The sequence below is a fragment of the Bifidobacterium sp. LH_558 genome (genome assembly GCF_056356295.1).
The window spans coordinates 12,603-26,577 of record NZ_JBKETZ010000006.1; the positions used below are offsets into that span (position 1 = coordinate 12,603).

Annotated in this window: 11 protein-coding genes; 8 read left to right on the forward strand and 3 right to left on the reverse strand. The window is 62.2% G+C overall.

Annotation, left to right across the window (positions count from 1 at the left end; all coding sequences use genetic code 11):
- Window positions 1–20: 20 nt before the first annotated feature.
- The 7 genes from mtnN to pstB all read left to right on the forward strand — a co-directional run bounded on the left by mtnN (window position 21) and on the right by pstB (window position 7,226).
- Window positions 21–728 carry a 5'-methylthioadenosine/S-adenosylhomocysteine nucleosidase gene (gene mtnN, locus AC1AV0_RS08450; RefSeq protein ID WP_476573027.1) on the forward strand — a complete coding sequence of 236 codons (708 nt, stop codon included), beginning with the start codon at window positions 21–23 and terminating at the stop codon, window positions 726–728.
- 201 nt (window positions 729–929) lie between these two features.
- Window positions 930–2,393, forward strand: coding sequence for a sensor histidine kinase (locus tag AC1AV0_RS08455; RefSeq protein ID WP_476573314.1), 1,464 nt, complete (start codon window positions 930–932; stop codon window positions 2,391–2,393).
- Complete coding sequence (locus AC1AV0_RS08460; protein WP_476573029.1) at window positions 2,390–3,103, forward strand: response regulator transcription factor; 714 nt, start codon at window positions 2,390–2,392, stop codon at window positions 3,101–3,103. Before AC1AV0_RS08455 ends, AC1AV0_RS08460 begins: the two co-directional genes overlap by 4 nt.
- Before the next feature lie 103 nt (window positions 3,104–3,206).
- Window positions 3,207–4,328, forward strand: coding sequence for a phosphate ABC transporter substrate-binding protein PstS (pstS, locus tag AC1AV0_RS08465; RefSeq protein WP_476573031.1), 1,122 nt, complete (start codon window positions 3,207–3,209; stop codon window positions 4,326–4,328).
- 150 nt (window positions 4,329–4,478) lie between these two features.
- On the forward strand, window positions 4,479–5,432 hold the full coding sequence (gene pstC / locus AC1AV0_RS08470; RefSeq protein WP_476573033.1) for a phosphate ABC transporter permease subunit PstC: 954 nt from the start codon (window positions 4,479–4,481) through the stop codon (window positions 5,430–5,432).
- Window positions 5,432–6,421 carry a phosphate ABC transporter permease PstA gene (gene pstA / locus AC1AV0_RS08475; RefSeq protein ID WP_476573035.1) on the forward strand — a complete coding sequence of 330 codons (990 nt, stop codon included), beginning with the start codon at window positions 5,432–5,434 and terminating at the stop codon, window positions 6,419–6,421. The genes pstC and pstA overlap by 1 nt, the downstream gene beginning before the upstream one ends.
- A 25-nt stretch (window positions 6,422–6,446) precedes the next feature.
- A complete protein-coding gene (gene pstB, locus AC1AV0_RS08480) occupies window positions 6,447–7,226 on the forward strand; it encodes a phosphate ABC transporter ATP-binding protein PstB (protein ID WP_476573037.1) in 780 nt (259 codons plus the stop codon).
- A gap of 693 nt (window positions 7,227–7,919) precedes the next feature.
- Here pstB and AC1AV0_RS08485 read toward each other — a convergent pair.
- From AC1AV0_RS08485 to AC1AV0_RS08495, 3 genes are all read right to left on the reverse strand, one after another.
- Entirely contained in the window at window positions 7,920–9,302 is a 1,383-nt protein-coding gene (locus AC1AV0_RS08485) for an NCS2 family permease (RefSeq protein ID WP_476573039.1), read from the reverse strand.
- 231 nt (window positions 9,303–9,533) lie between these two features.
- A complete protein-coding gene (locus AC1AV0_RS08490) occupies window positions 9,534–10,580 on the reverse strand; it encodes a LacI family DNA-binding transcriptional regulator (RefSeq protein ID WP_476573041.1) in 1,047 nt (348 codons plus the stop codon).
- A gap of 72 nt (window positions 10,581–10,652) precedes the next feature.
- Window positions 10,653–12,209, reverse strand: a complete 1,557-nt coding sequence (locus AC1AV0_RS08495; RefSeq protein WP_476573043.1) for a glycoside hydrolase family 31 protein — start codon at window positions 12,207–12,209, stop codon at window positions 10,653–10,655.
- 406 nt (window positions 12,210–12,615) lie between these two features.
- Between AC1AV0_RS08495 and AC1AV0_RS08500 the strand changes: the two genes are divergently transcribed.
- Window positions 12,616–13,905, forward strand: a complete 1,290-nt coding sequence (locus AC1AV0_RS08500; protein ID WP_476573045.1) for a family 43 glycosylhydrolase — start codon at window positions 12,616–12,618, stop codon at window positions 13,903–13,905.
- Window positions 13,906–13,975: the final 70 nt, after the last annotated feature.

Consider the following 13,975-nt stretch of genomic DNA (forward strand, 5'->3'; position numbering starts at 1 on the left):
ACATGGAAGGAGCACAGAGTATGAAGACGATCGCGATTATCGGCGCGATGGATGAGGAAGTGGCGCTGATCGCCGGCGCGCTGGATAACGTCGAAGTTGACAAAGCCGCGAGCCTGACCGTCTCCCGCGGCACCATCGCCACGAACGCGGGCGAAACCGTCGCCGTGGCGGCCACCGTCGGCGGCATGGGCCTGGTGAACGCGGCCGCCACCACGCAGCATCTCATCGACGTCTACCGCCCGGACGCGCTGATCTTCACCGGCATCGCCGGCAACCTCAACCGCGACCTGCACATCAACGACGTGGTGCTCGGCGGCACCCTGCGCTACCTCGACACCGACATGCGTCTGGTCGGCCAGTGGAAGCCCGGCACCGCCACCGAACCGGTCGAGGAATTCCACTCCGACGAGCATCTGCTGCGCGTGGCCGATGAGGCGCTCACCGCCGCGGGCGCCACGCATATCACCGGTATCATCGCCTCCGGCAACTACTTCGTCGACAGCCCCGCCAAAGTGATGGAGGTGGTGAACGCCACCGGCGCCGACGCCGTGGAGATGGAGGGCGCGGCCGTGGCCCACGTCGCCGCACGCAACGATGTCCCCGCGCTGGTGATCCGCGCCATGAGCGACAACGCCGACACCGACTACGAGGTGTTCAAGGAGTTCGACATCTCCGAATACGCCGACACCGCCGCCCGTCTCGCCGTCGACATCGTCAAACGTCTGTAGCGAGCGTCCGCGAGCCAGTTGTTCGTGGAATCCGCCCCTCACCTGCCCGCCGCAAGGCAAGACGCCGGTGAGGGGCGTTGCATTTCGCACTGGTACGTCCGGAAGCCAAAGTGAATTCCAGTTGAACTTCTGCGGTCCAATGGCCATGTTTTGCGTGACCGGCGATAGTCTGGGAGGGCGAATGGACGAAAGGATCGCATGATGCAATGGTGGCAGATCGCACTGCCGGCGCTGGTCGCCGTGGCCGTGCTGGCGATGGCGGTCGCGCTCGCCTATATGCGCGGCCGTGACGCGGGCGAACGCGATGCCCGTTCCCGATACGCCGGCGGGGGAGCGGTCGGTCCGATTGGCTCGACTGGTTCGGCTGGTGCCGGCTCGCCACAGAACGCCGACGCATCGCTGTTCGGGCCCAATCTGCCTGTGCGCGCCGCCGAGGAAGGCTTTATCCAAGTGATGACGGACGCCGTGATTATCACGGACGCCCACGGCCGCGTCCACTATGCCAGTGCCGATGCGATGCCGCTCGGTCTGGTCGAGGCGTCCCGTCTCGTCTCGCCGGAGGTGGGGGACATCCTCGCCCAAGTTGTGAGCGACGGCGAAACCCGCGAACGCGAGGTGCGCATGCCCATCGACCCTGCCGCCGCCGAAGCCGCCGAACCCAGCAGCGGTCGCGGCGTGCGGGCCGGGCAATCCGCCCCCTCGCATACGCGATACCTCAACGTGCGTGTGGGCGCGATCTCTCCCACGCGCTTCACGATCCTCTTAAGCGATATGAGCGAGCAGCGCCGCTTCGAGGCGATGCGCCGCGACTTCGTCACCAACGTCTCCCATGAGCTGAAAACCCCGGCGGGCGCGATCGCCCTGCTTGCCGAAACCATCGCCGACGCGGCCGACGATCCGGACGCCGTGCGTTACTTCTCCGGGCGCGTCTCCAAGGAATCCGAACGGCTCACCGAACTGGTGCATCGGCTGATCGACCTGCAGAAAGCGCAGGACAACACCGCCCTGCCCGCAGCCCAACGGCTGTCGGTGCTCGCCGTGGCGCGCGAGGCCATCGCTGAGAACCGTGTGCAGGCCGCGGCCAAACATATCGACCTGCGGCTTTCCTGCGCGGGCAAGCCCGTACCCACGGACGCTGGAATCGCCGGCGAAGACCTGCGGAGCGCGGAACCCACGGGTGCTTCGGATGGCACGGAACTCGATACAGACATCGCGCGCGATTCCGCGGACCTCGCGCAAGGCATGGCGGATTCCGACGCGCAACACGACGTGATGGTGACCGCGGACGAGGAATCCCTCACCACCGCGGTCAAAAACCTCATCGAAAACGCGATCCGATACTCGCCCGAACACACCACCGTCAACGTAGCGGTCTGCGAACAGAACGGCACGGCGACCATCCGCGTCATCGACCAAGGCATCGGCATCCCGCAGGCCTCGCTCGGCCGCATCTTCGAACGTTTCTACCGCGTGGACCCGGCGCGCTCGCGGGCCACCGGCGGCACCGGACTGGGGCTGGCGATCGTCAAGCATTGCGTTCAGGACTGCGGCGGCACCATCAACGTGTGGTCGCGCGAAGGCGAAGGCTCCACATTCACCATCGAACTGCCAGCCGCCGAAAGGCAGGGGCAAGCCACCCAAGAGATTCAAGAAAGGGCGAAATGACACGCATTCTGATCGTCGAGGACGAGGAATCCTACCGCGAGCCGCTGGTCTACCAGCTCACCCGCGAAGGCTACGACGTCTCCGCCGCGGCCACCGGCGAGGAGGGACTGGAGCTGTTCACCCAAGGCGGCATCGACCTGGTGCTGCTCGACCTGATGCTGCCCGGCATCGACGGCACCTCGCTGTGCCGTCGTATCCGCGAGCAAAGCCACGTGCCGATCATCATGCTCACCGCCAAAAGCGCGGAGATTGACAAGGTCGTCGGGCTGGAAATCGGGGCGGACGATTACGTGACCAAGCCGTACTCCTTCCGTGAGCTGCTCGCGCGCATCCGGGCCGTGCTGCGCCGCAACCAAGACGTCGCGCAGGCTTCGGGTAACGCGGACGCCGACCTGCCGCTGGTCTGCGGCGATATCGCCATGCAGATCGGGCAGCATGAGGTCACCGTGCGCGGCGAGAATGTGTTCTTCCCGCTCAAGGAATTCGAACTGCTTGAATATCTGATGCAGCACAAGGGGCGCGTGCTCACCCGGCATCAGCTCATCGACCGCATCTGGGGCTCGGACTATGTGGGCGACACCAAAACCCTCGACGTGCATGTCAAGCGCGTGCGCGCCAAAATCGAGGAGGATCCTGCGCATCCGCAGTATCTGACCACCGTGCGCGGTTTGGGATATAAAATTGATGATTGTTCATCTTCCGTTCACTGATTTCGGCGCGGAACCCCGCTGAAATCCCATAGGCTGGTATGTGTCAAGCAATGACACAGCGGCTTCGGCCGCGAAAAACATTGATAGAGGGAAAATAAGAATCATGCGTAAGAATGCTCTCGTGCGCTCCCTTGCCGCGCTGTCCGGCATCGCCATGCTCGCCTCCGTCGCCGCCTGTGGCGACAACGTCGCCATCGACGACGGCTCGAATTCCGGTTCCTCCACCTTGTCCGGCGAATTCGCCGGCGCGGGTGCCTCCTCTCAGCAGGCCGCCGTCGACGCGTGGATCTCCGGCTTCACCTCCGCCCACCCCGGCGTGACCGTGGCCTACAATCCGACCGGATCCGGTGCCGGCGTGAGCTCCTTCCTGACCGGCGCGATCGCTTGGGCCGGCTCCGACAAGGCCCTCTCCGACGACGAGGTCGAGCAGTCCAAGGACGCGGCCTGCGCCGACGGCACCACCGCCTTCGACGTGCCCGTCTACATCTCCCCGATCGCCGTGGTGTTCAACTTGAAGGGCGTCTCCGACGAGGGCGAGCACATCAATATGGACGCCTCCACCATCGCCAAGATCTTCGACGGCAAGATCACCAAGTGGAACGATTCGGCCATCGCCGACCAGAACCCCGACCTCGACCTGCCCGACACCGCGATCACCGTGGTGCACCGCTCCGACAAGTCCGGCACCACGCAGAACTTCGTGAGCTATTTCAAGGACGTGGCTCCGAACGACTGGACCTACGACCTGTCCGAAAACTGGCCCAACGAGGTCGGCCAGGGCGCCAAGGGCACCTCCGGCGTGATCAGCACTGTCAAGCAGGCCGACGGCACCATCGGCTACGCCGACTTCTCGCAGGTGGGCGACCTCGGCACCGTGGCCGTCAAGGTGGGCGACCAGTACACCGAAATCTCCGCCGACGCCGGCTCCAAGGTGGTCGAGGATTCCGAGCTCGACGAAACCGTCACCGGTGAGAACCGCGTGGTCGTCAAGCTCAACCACAACACCGAGGCCGACGGCGCCTACCCGATCGTGCTGGTCTCCTACGACATCGCCTGCCCGGCCTACGCCGACGCCGACACCGCCGAATTCGTCAAGGAATGGCTCACCTACGTGACCTCCGACGAAGGCCAGCAGGCCGCGCAGAACGCCGCCGGCACCGCTCCGCTGCCGAGCAGTCTGAGCGAGAAGGTCGCCGCGTCCATCGAGGCCATCCAGACCAAGTAGGACCCCAAGTAGTGACCGCCATCCATCAGACGAACCCGAGCGGACGGGCATAGGCGCTGCAGGCACGGGCCGGAATCATCCCCCGTGCCTGTGGCGCGCCCGCCTCTTGGGTTACGATGGTTGCATCAGATTCGCAATGAAGGAGAACCTGTGAGTTCGCAACGCACAACGGCCGAACAGGCGGCCGGCGGCAAAACCGCGGATAAGGTGTTCAAAGGTGTGGCCTACGCCTGCGGCATCCTGATCCTCGCGGTGCTCGCCGCGGTGTTCCTGTTCCTGTTCTTCCGCGCCTGGCCGCTGATCGGCGGCGACCAACAGGCCAACAGTGAGACCATCGCCAGCTTCACCGGCGGCAAGGCCACCAACTTCTGGCAGTATGTCGGGCCGCTGCTGTTCGGCACGGTGCTCGTTTCGCTGCTGGCGCTGGTGATCGCCTTCTTCATCTCCATCGGCATCGCGCTGTTCATCTCGCATTACGCGCCGAAGAAGCTCGCCACCGCTTTGAGCTACGTGGTCGACCTGCTCGCCGCCATCCCGTCGGTGATCTACGGCCTGTGGGGCGGCCTGATTCTGGTGCCCGCCATCTACCCGTTCTGGAATTGGGTGGCCACCTATCTCGGCTGGATTCCGCTGTTCGAAGGCCCCGCCGCCAACCCCTCGCGCACCGTGGCCACCGTGGCCGTGGTGCTCGCCGTGATGATCCTGCCGATCATCACCTCGCTGTCGCGCGACATCTTCCTGCAGACCCCGCGCCTGCATGAGGAGGCGGCGCTGGCGCTGGGCGCGACCAAATGGGAGATGATCAAGCTTGCCGTGCTGCCGTTCGGCAAGTCCGGCATCGTATCCGCCTCCATGCTGGCGTTGGGCCGCGCGCTGGGCGAGACGATGGCCGTGCTGATGATTCTCTCGCCCGGACTCAACTACTCCATCAAACTGCTGCAGGCCTCGCAGAACCAGACCATCGCCGCGAACATCGCCGCGCAGTATCCCGAAGCCAATGATCTGGGCGTCTCCACGCTGATCGGAACCGGTCTGATCCTGTTCCTCATCACCTTCGTGGTCAACTTCATCGCCCGCAAGATCACCGAGAAAGCGAGTGCGTGATGAGTGCCGCTGAGAAAACCCCGATGAGCGGCGCGCCCGTCATCGACTTCGACAAATTCAAGCCCACCCGTTCCTCCGAGCAGGCGCGCAAAACCAAGGACCTCGCCATGCGGGTCATCATCGCGCTGGCCTTCGTGGTGGCGCTGGTGCCGCTGATCTCCGTGCTGTGGACCACCATCGCCAACGGCGTCAAGCGGCTCAACCTCAACTTCCTGAGCTACAACATGACCAACGTGATCGGCGGCAACCAGACGCCGTCCGGCGGCTACGGCGGCGTGCAGCACGCCATCATCGGCACGCTGGAGATCACCGCGGGCGCGATGCTCATCTCCATCCCCATCGGCCTGATGTGCGCGGTGTATCTGGTGGAGTACTCCAACCGAGGCAAGCTCGCCCAGGTGATTTCGCTGCTGGTCGACGTGATGAGCGGCATCCCTTCCATCGTGGCCGGCCTGTTCGCCTTCTCGATGTTCACGATTCTGCTCGGCCCCGGCACCATCAACGGTTTCGAGGGATCCGTGGCCCTGTCGCTGCTGATGATCCCCACCGTGGTCAAGTCCAGCGAGGAGATGCTCAAGATCGTGCCGAACGATCTGCGCGAGGCCTCCTATGCGCTGGGCGTCACCAAGCAGCGCACCATCACCAAAATCGTGTTGCGCACCGCGCTGCCGGGCATCGTCTCCGGCGCGATCCTCGCCATCGCGCGAGTGATCGGCGAAACCGCGCCGCTGCTGATGACCGCAGGCTTCATCTCCTCGACGAACTTCAACCTGTTCTCCGGGCAGATGACCACCCTGCCGGTGTACGTCTACCAGGAGTATTCGAAGCTGAACGCCAACTGTCCGGCGGGCGCCGACGCCACCTGCGTGACCACCATCCCGATGGAGCGCGCCTGGGCCGCCGCCCTCGTGCTCATCATCATCGTGCTGCTGCTCAACCTGATCGGCCGCGTCGTGGCGAAGATCTTCGCCGTCAAGTCGGAACGCTAGACCCTAGGAATCAGAAGGAACCATCATGGGACAACGTATTGACGTCATCCACGAGAACATCTACTACGGCAACTTCCTGGCCGTGGAGGACGTGAACATCAACATCGAGCCGAACAAGGTCACCGCGTTCATCGGCCCCTCCGGCTGCGGCAAGTCGACCGTGCTGCGCACGCTCGACCGCATGCACGAGATCATCCCCGGCGCGCGCGTCGAGGGCGAGGTGCTGCTCGAAGGCAAGAACCTGTACGGCAAGGACATCGACCCCGTGGCCGTGCGCCGCGACGTGGGCATGGTGTTCCAGCGTCCGAACCCGTTCCCCACCATGTCGATCCGCGAGAACGTGCTCGCCGGTGTGCGCCTGAACAACAAACGCCTCGCCAAGTCCGACGCGGATGACCTGGTCGAGTGGGCCCTGCGCGGCGCGAACCTGTGGGAAGAGGTCAAGGACCGTCTTGACAACCCTGGTATCGGTCTGTCCGGCGGCCAGCAGCAGCGTCTGTGCATCGCCCGCGCCGTGGCCGTGCACCCGCAGGTACTGCTGATGGACGAGCCCTGCTCCGCGCTCGACCCGATCTCCACGCTCGCCGTCGAGGATCTGATCAACGAGCTGAAAAGCGACTACACCATCGTGATCGTGACCCACAACATGCAGCAGGCCGCCCGCATCGCCGACTACACGGCGTTCTTCAACCTGAAGGCCGTGGGCCAGCCGGGCCATCTGGAGTATTTCGCGGACACCGTCACGATGTTCAACAACCCCCAAAACGCCGAAGCCGAACGATATATCTCTGGACGCTTCGGCTGATCCATCAGCCGAAGCGTTGCGACAGCCCAGTGGGCTGTCGCAGCCGAGCTTCAGCTCGGCAGGAACTTGAGCCCCGCCCTTGGCGGGGCTTCCTGTTTTGATCGGCTGATCCAGCCGAAGCGTTGCGACAGTCCAGTGGGCTGTCGCAATCGGGCTTCAGCTCGGCAGGAACTTGAGCCCCGCCCCATGGCGGGGGTTTCCTTGTCTGAGTCGGCTGATCCAGCCGAAACGTAGCGGCAGTCCAGTGGGCTGTCGCAATCGGGCTTCAGCTCGGCAGGAACTTGAGCCCCGCCCCATGGCGGGGCTTCCTGCTTTGGGCGGCGCAAACCATCAGCGTGGATGATTCGCCCCCAACTAGCAATTCGTCCACGTTTAGGCACCTCTCAGCGTGGACGATTCGACGGTAACAGTCAATCCATCCACGCTCAGAACAGTCAGCGTGGATGAATCGCCACCAACTATCAATCCATCCACGCTGAGAGGTGTCTAAGCGTGGATGAATCGCCGCCAACCAGCAAATCATCCACGCTGAGAGGCATCTAAGCGTGGATGAATCGCCACCAACTGGCAGATCATCCACGCTGATGCCGCATTCCGACGGCGCACAGTCGAAAAAGGACCTCGCCCAATGTGTGGACGAGGTCCTTATATCAGTAGAGCATCCCGCGGCGAATCGCCGCGTTCAGCCAAGTGTCACAGCACGGCCATCAGCACGAAGTCCAGAATGAACAGCACGGACACGGTCCAGATGATCGGATGGACGTTCTTGGCCTTGCCCTTGCAGGTCATCACGATGCAGTAGGTGATGAAACCGCCGGCGATGCCGTAGGAGATGGAGTAGGAGAACGCCATGAACACCGCGGCGAAGAACGCGGGAATCGCCTCGGTGATGTCGGCCCAGTCGACCTCCTTGAGGGAGGCGGCCATCATGCAGCCGACGATAACCAGCACGCCGGCGGTCGCGGCGGAAGGCACGGCGGAGATCAGCGGGGCGAAGAACGCCGACAGCGCGAAGCAAGCGGCCACGACCACGGAGGTCAGGCCGGTGCGGCCGCCGGCTGCGATGCCCGCGGAGGACTCCACGTAGGTGGTGGTGTTCGACGTGCCGCAGATCGCGCCGATCGAGGTGGCGACGGAATCGGCGAACAGCGCCTTGTCCATCTTGGAGGAGAAGCCGTGGCCATTCTCCAGAGCCTTCTCATCCTCGGCGGAGAAGATACCGGTACGGCGGCCGGTGCCGATGAAGGTGCCGAGCGTGTCGAAAGTGTCGGACATGGAGAACGCGAAGATCGTCACGATCACCAGCGGCAGCTTGGTCGGGTCGGAGAACAGCGCGGGGAAGCCTTCGGCGGAGAAGATCGCGCCGAACGTGGTCGGCAGCTCGCTGAAGGTCTGGGCGATGGACTGAGAGTCGGACCAGGTGGTCACGCCGAACGGAATGCCGACCACGGTGGTGATGGCGATGGCGAGCAGCATGCCGCCCTTGACCTTAAGCACGGTGAATGCGATGGCGAGCACCAGTCCGATGAGGAACACCCACAGCACAGGATTGTTGAACGTGGCCAGACCGGGGGTCGCGCCGGTAGCGGCCGTGGTCTCCTCGTCGGGGGTGAAGGTGATGAGGTCGACGTTCAGCATGCCGACGTACGCCACGAACAGGCCGATGCCGCCGCCGATGGCGTGCTGCAGCGGCTCCGGGATGGCCATGATGATCATCTTGCGGATTTTGGTGACGGTGATGAAGATGTTGATCAGGCCGCACAGGAACACCATGCACATGGTCTGCTGCCAGGTGAAGCCCAATCCGAAGCACACGGTGTAGGTGAAGAACGCGTTGAGGCCCATGCCGGCGGCCTGGGCGTACGGCACGTTGGCGAACAGGCCCATGATGAGCGTGCCGATGATGGCCGCGATGATGGTGGCGAGGAACACGCCGCCCCACGGCATGCCCGTCTGCGACAGGATCTGCGGGTTGACGACGATGATGTACGCCATGGCGAAGAACGTGGTCAGGCCGGCCAGCACTTCGGTTGACACGGTGGTCCCGTTCTCCTTGAGATGGAAGAACTTCTCCATTAATCTCTTCTTTCCTGGGTTGTGCGGGGTTTACGATCCCCGGCGAGAATTGCGACTCGCCCCGCCGGTGCCGCCAGATGCGGCATGCCGGCCAGAACACAGGCGATTATAGCGCGCGCCAGGTAAGTCGCTCCGGGGCAGGCGCGAGGCAGGCGCGAGGACGCGCGGATGCGCGGATGCGCGGATGCGCGGATGCGAACGGTCGGATACGTGTCGAGGTGGCGGATGCGATTAGCCCCGCGTGTTCCAGTCGATGGTGGTGCCGCGCCTCACCACACCGTTCGGTTGGATGAGATCGAAATGCGCGGGGGAGTCGTCTCCCTCCAAGCGGTTGAAAAGAATTGTTGTGGCGGCACGGGAAAGCTGTTCGGGCAACGTGGAAATATTGCTGACCGGACGGCGGAATGATGTGGCGGTGTCGTCCGGGCAGTGCGACACCAGTGAGACGTCGCGCCCCGCGACCAGTCCACGCTGTTCCAGCAGCCGTATGATCCATTCGGTCATACGCGGCTGCCTGACGACGATGCCAAGTCGGTCGTCGGCATGCGCCAGCAGTTGATCGCCGATGGCGGCGAGCCCCTGCCAATCTCCGGTGACACGCGGCACTATCGTAAGATCGATGCCAATCTCCTCGGCGCGGCGGCGGGCGCCATTGTAGAAATCCTCTACGAATTGAAAGCGTTGCGGACTGGGAAGCGTGGCGTCTCCGACCACGACGATATGGTGGTGTCCGGTATCAGCCAGTTCGTCGACCATCAGAGCCGCTGTGGTGGCGGTGTCGAAGTCCACCACGTCGAGTCCCATGGGATCATTAGGGCGGCCGACGAGCACCGATGGGATGCGCAATGATGCAGCGACCGGCACTCGGGCGTCATCCGGTTTGACGTCCATGAGAATGAACGCGTCGCAAATGGATTTGCCCGCCATGCGGTTCAATCCTTCCGCTCCCTCGTTCATGGTGCTGAGGATAACGTCGTAATCGTGGTTGCGGGCTTCGGTCACGACGGTGTCGATATATGGGGTGGCTTCGTTGGCGTCGGCGACTTTGTGGAGTTCCACGAATAGGGAGATGATGTTGGTTCTGCTGGTGCGAAGCGTGCGTGCTCCGGCGTTGGGCCTGTAGTTCAGCTTGCGCATGGCGTCTTCGACGCGTATGCGGGTGGATTCGGAGACGCTTTGTTTGCCGTTGATGACGAATGACACGGTGCTTTGCGAGACGCCAGCCAGTGCAGCCACGTCTTTGCTTGTGGGAGGCTTGGTGGTGGTTTGTCGTGTCATGGAGCTTCCTGTGGTGACGGCGGGTATCCCCTTAAGAATACCCGCCATGGTTGCGTTTGGGTGCCGTTGCCACTATTCCATCTTGTGGAATCGGGGAATGCGGTCAATGGGCGTATCCACTTCGACGGTGGCTGGTCCCCGAACGATTTCGCCTAGGTCAGACCGCCATATGCCGTCTGGAATGGCGATGGTGCGCGAAGTGGCGCCGCGTGCGGTCGCCGGCGCTACGATGATTTCGTTTCCCAGCATGAACTGATCGGTGATGTCCTCGAGGTCGCCATTCTGATATGACATCGGTCGGATGATGGGCTCGCCGGTGGCCGCCGCTTGCCGCGCGAGATCAACGATGGTGGGCAATAGCGATTCCCGGATGCGTAGAGCCTCTCGGACCGCATGCAAATGAACATCGTCAAGCACTCGCGACGGCGCTATGGAAAACTGCATCATTGGGGAGAGCGCGGCGATTTGGGCATAGCGGACGAAGAACTCCTGGTCGACGCCGTCGTGATTGGTCGAGTTGACCTCTCCGCCTCCAATCATGTCAGGGCAGGAGAACGCGTGCCCGATCATGCCTTGGGCCAGCATCTCGGGGATGAGCGAACCGATGCCGTACTCGTTCCATACGGGTGGTTTGTCTTGCAGTCGCTGCGCCAATGGCTGAGCGCCCATTTTCCAACAGGCACGGAACTCGTTAAACGGATAAGCGGAACCGATGTGTGCCCACTGTTCGCACATGTCGTTTGAGTTCATCGGGTGCAGGGGCCGGTCATCGGGGTGGAAATCGTACAGATCGGCACCGTCGAATTTGAATCCATCCACACCCATCGCAAGAAGAGCGTCAAGCTGTTCGTGTATCCAGTCGTGGGTATCGGGGTTGCTGAGGTCGAGCACCGCGCTCAGACCATTCCACCAACGGCGGATGGCTATGCGCCCGTTCTTGTCTTTGAGGAGCAGATTGCGTGCCTCGAGCCTGCGAAAAGTGGGGGAATCGGGGCTGACGAAAGGCACAAGCCACAACATCACGTTGAATCCCCAATCGTGGAGCGTGTCCAGCATCTGCCGAGGATTGGGGAACTTCGCCGTATCGAATGTCCAATCGCCGTAATCGGGGCTCCACATGTCGTCAATCATCAGCACGCCGGCGGGCATGCCGGCGTCCAGCATGCCTTGGGCGTAAGCGAGCACCTTCTCCTGCGTGGGGCGGTACGGCATCTCAATCCAGGTGTTGTATTGGGGCTTGGTGACCATCTCCAACGCGGGAGTGCGGTGCGAAGGCGGGAAAAACCGCAGGCATGCCTCCTTGTAGGCGTCGCGCAGCGATCCTCCGGTTTCTCCCGATATGAGCTGGCTGCCTTTGACGAGAAGGGTGCCGTCGGCAAAGGAGAATTCGAACGGATTGCGGCTCCAAACATAACGACCTTTGGTGGATACGAGCAAAGGGGAGCTTTGATTGGACGCCTCATCGAGGTCGGGGTGATGTTTCCAGGATGACAGGTCTCTGGCGAAGGGTTCCTTCCCGTACGGCATGAGCCGTCCATCCGCGACATTGCCTCCCCACCAGCGTTCGTGTTCGAGCAGGGGGATGGTCAAAGTCGTGGTTTCCGGGGTGGGCGCGTGCTTGTCGGTCATAGGTCCTCCTTTGGATGAGAGCGACGCGGCGGCATGTCAGCACATAGTAACTAATACGTATTAGTAAATCAAAAATTAATGGATTGCAAGGAGGTCTTTCTCTTTCGCGTGTCGCGTGGCTGATGTGGCTATATTGATGGCGAAATGTTGCCTTTGTTGCGTTGTTTTGATGCAACGCGCCGTGTTATTTGCATGGTTGGCATATGGGGCGCATTATGATGGCGTGCATTACTAATACGTATTAATTCAAGAAAAGGTCTGCGGCGAATGCGACTCGCATTTGTTGATGCCTGCCCCGAGGAAAGGAAGGATTCGCATGACGAACGTAAGAAAGACCTGGTCGCCGCGTTTGCTGCCGTCTCCTGCCTGCTCACGGACTATGTAACTCTACGGCGAGGTGATAGGAATGTCATTGATCATCAACGGTGTTCCTTGGTTCGACGACCAAGGCCATACGGTGAATGCCCACGGCGGATGTCTCGTCCAAGAAGGCAAGACGTATTATCTTTTCGGAGAATACAAAACCGACGATGAGAACCGGTTCGACGGATTCTCCTGTTATTCGTCGCAGGATTTGGAACACTGGACGTTCCGGCGCTTTGTGTTGCCGCGTCAGGATTCCGGGCTCATGGGACCCAGTCGTATCGGCGAACGCGTCAAAGTCATGCGATGCCCGGCTACGGGCAAGTATGTGATGTTCATGCATTCCGACAACCTGTCGTACACCGATCCTCACATCTGCGTGGCGGTTAGCGACGCCATCGACGGCGCGTACACCTTCCTAGGGCCGCTGACGTACGGAGGCGAAGCTATTCGACGCTGGGATCTGGGGGTATACCAAGACGATGATGGTTCCGGATATCTGCTGGTGCATGAAGGGGATGTCTACCTGCTGTCGGATGACTACCTGTCGATAGACCGGCAGGTGTGCGCATCGATCGCGCATGGAGGCGAGGCGCCTGCCGCGACAAGAATCGGTGATCGATACTGGATGATGTTCTCGGGGAAGACAAGTTGGGATGCCAATGAGAACTATTGTCTTTCCGCGCCGTCGATGGCTGGTCCTTGGGCATATCAGGGACTGTTCGCGCCGGACGGCTCCCAGACGTGCAATTCGCAGACCCTGTTCGTTCTGCCGCTGCATGACGCTGGCCGTGAGACGAGGATGTTCATGGGCGATCGTTGGAGTTTCCCCCACCAGCGTTCGGCCGCCTCCTATGTGTGGCTGCCGTTGAGCGCGCACGGGGAGCGGTTGGCTCTTGATGAGTACTGGAACGCTTGGAATCCGGCGACTGCCGAGCAGGTTGATGTTGAACGTATCGCCGTGGATGAGATTCCGGTGAATTTCCTTGACGACCGCCCCGGGGTATCGGCTGAGGCCCGGTTCTCCATCCGTAAGGACGGTGGCAGGGCATTGCTTATGGGGCGCGCCGATCCGTCAGGTGGATACGCGAGGGTTTCCCTTCGGCGCGGCGCGACAGGCGACGATGTGGTCGATCCGATTTGGGTCACGTTCTACTCCAAAGCCCCGGATGAGGGGTGCCGCTACGCCACCCCGTCGCTTCCCGAAGGTGAGTATTCGATCGTGGTCGAGTCGACCGGCGAAGCGTCGCAATGGGATGATAAAACCGGTCAGCTGTTCGGAGGTCGTGGCTCGAATGTGAAGGTCGAGAAGCTGCTTGTGTTGGAGCGCTAGCGCGATTTATCGGGGTTGGGCGTATCGTGGTTGAGGAAAGACGAGTGTTGATCTGCGAATAAGGAGCGTC

Bases quoted from the DNA above. Each gene is read 5' to 3' on its own strand.
- mtnN (WP_476573027.1), top strand. From the start codon at position 21: ATGAAGACGATCGCGATTATCGGCGCGATGGATGAGGAAGTGGCGCTG.
- AC1AV0_RS08455 (WP_476573314.1), top strand. From the start codon at position 930: ATGCAATGGTGGCAGATCGCACTGCCGGCGCTGGTCGCCGTGGCCGTG.
- AC1AV0_RS08460 (WP_476573029.1), top strand. From the start codon at position 2,390: ATGACACGCATTCTGATCGTCGAGGACGAGGAATCCTACCGCGAGCCG.
- pstS (WP_476573031.1), top strand. From the start codon at position 3,207: ATGCGTAAGAATGCTCTCGTGCGCTCCCTTGCCGCGCTGTCCGGCATC.
- pstA (WP_476573035.1), top strand. From the start codon at position 5,432: ATGAGTGCCGCTGAGAAAACCCCGATGAGCGGCGCGCCCGTCATCGAC.
- pstB (WP_476573037.1), top strand. From the start codon at position 6,447: ATGGGACAACGTATTGACGTCATCCACGAGAACATCTACTACGGCAAC.
- AC1AV0_RS08485 (WP_476573039.1), bottom strand. From the start codon at position 9,302: ATGGAGAAGTTCTTCCATCTCAAGGAGAACGGGACCACCGTGTCAACC.
- AC1AV0_RS08490 (WP_476573041.1), bottom strand. From the start codon at position 10,580: ATGACACGACAAACCACCACCAAGCCTCCCACAAGCAAAGACGTGGCT.
- AC1AV0_RS08495 (WP_476573043.1), bottom strand. From the start codon at position 12,209: ATGACCGACAAGCACGCGCCCACCCCGGAAACCACGACTTTGACCATC.
- AC1AV0_RS08500 (WP_476573045.1), top strand. From the start codon at position 12,616: ATGTCATTGATCATCAACGGTGTTCCTTGGTTCGACGACCAAGGCCAT.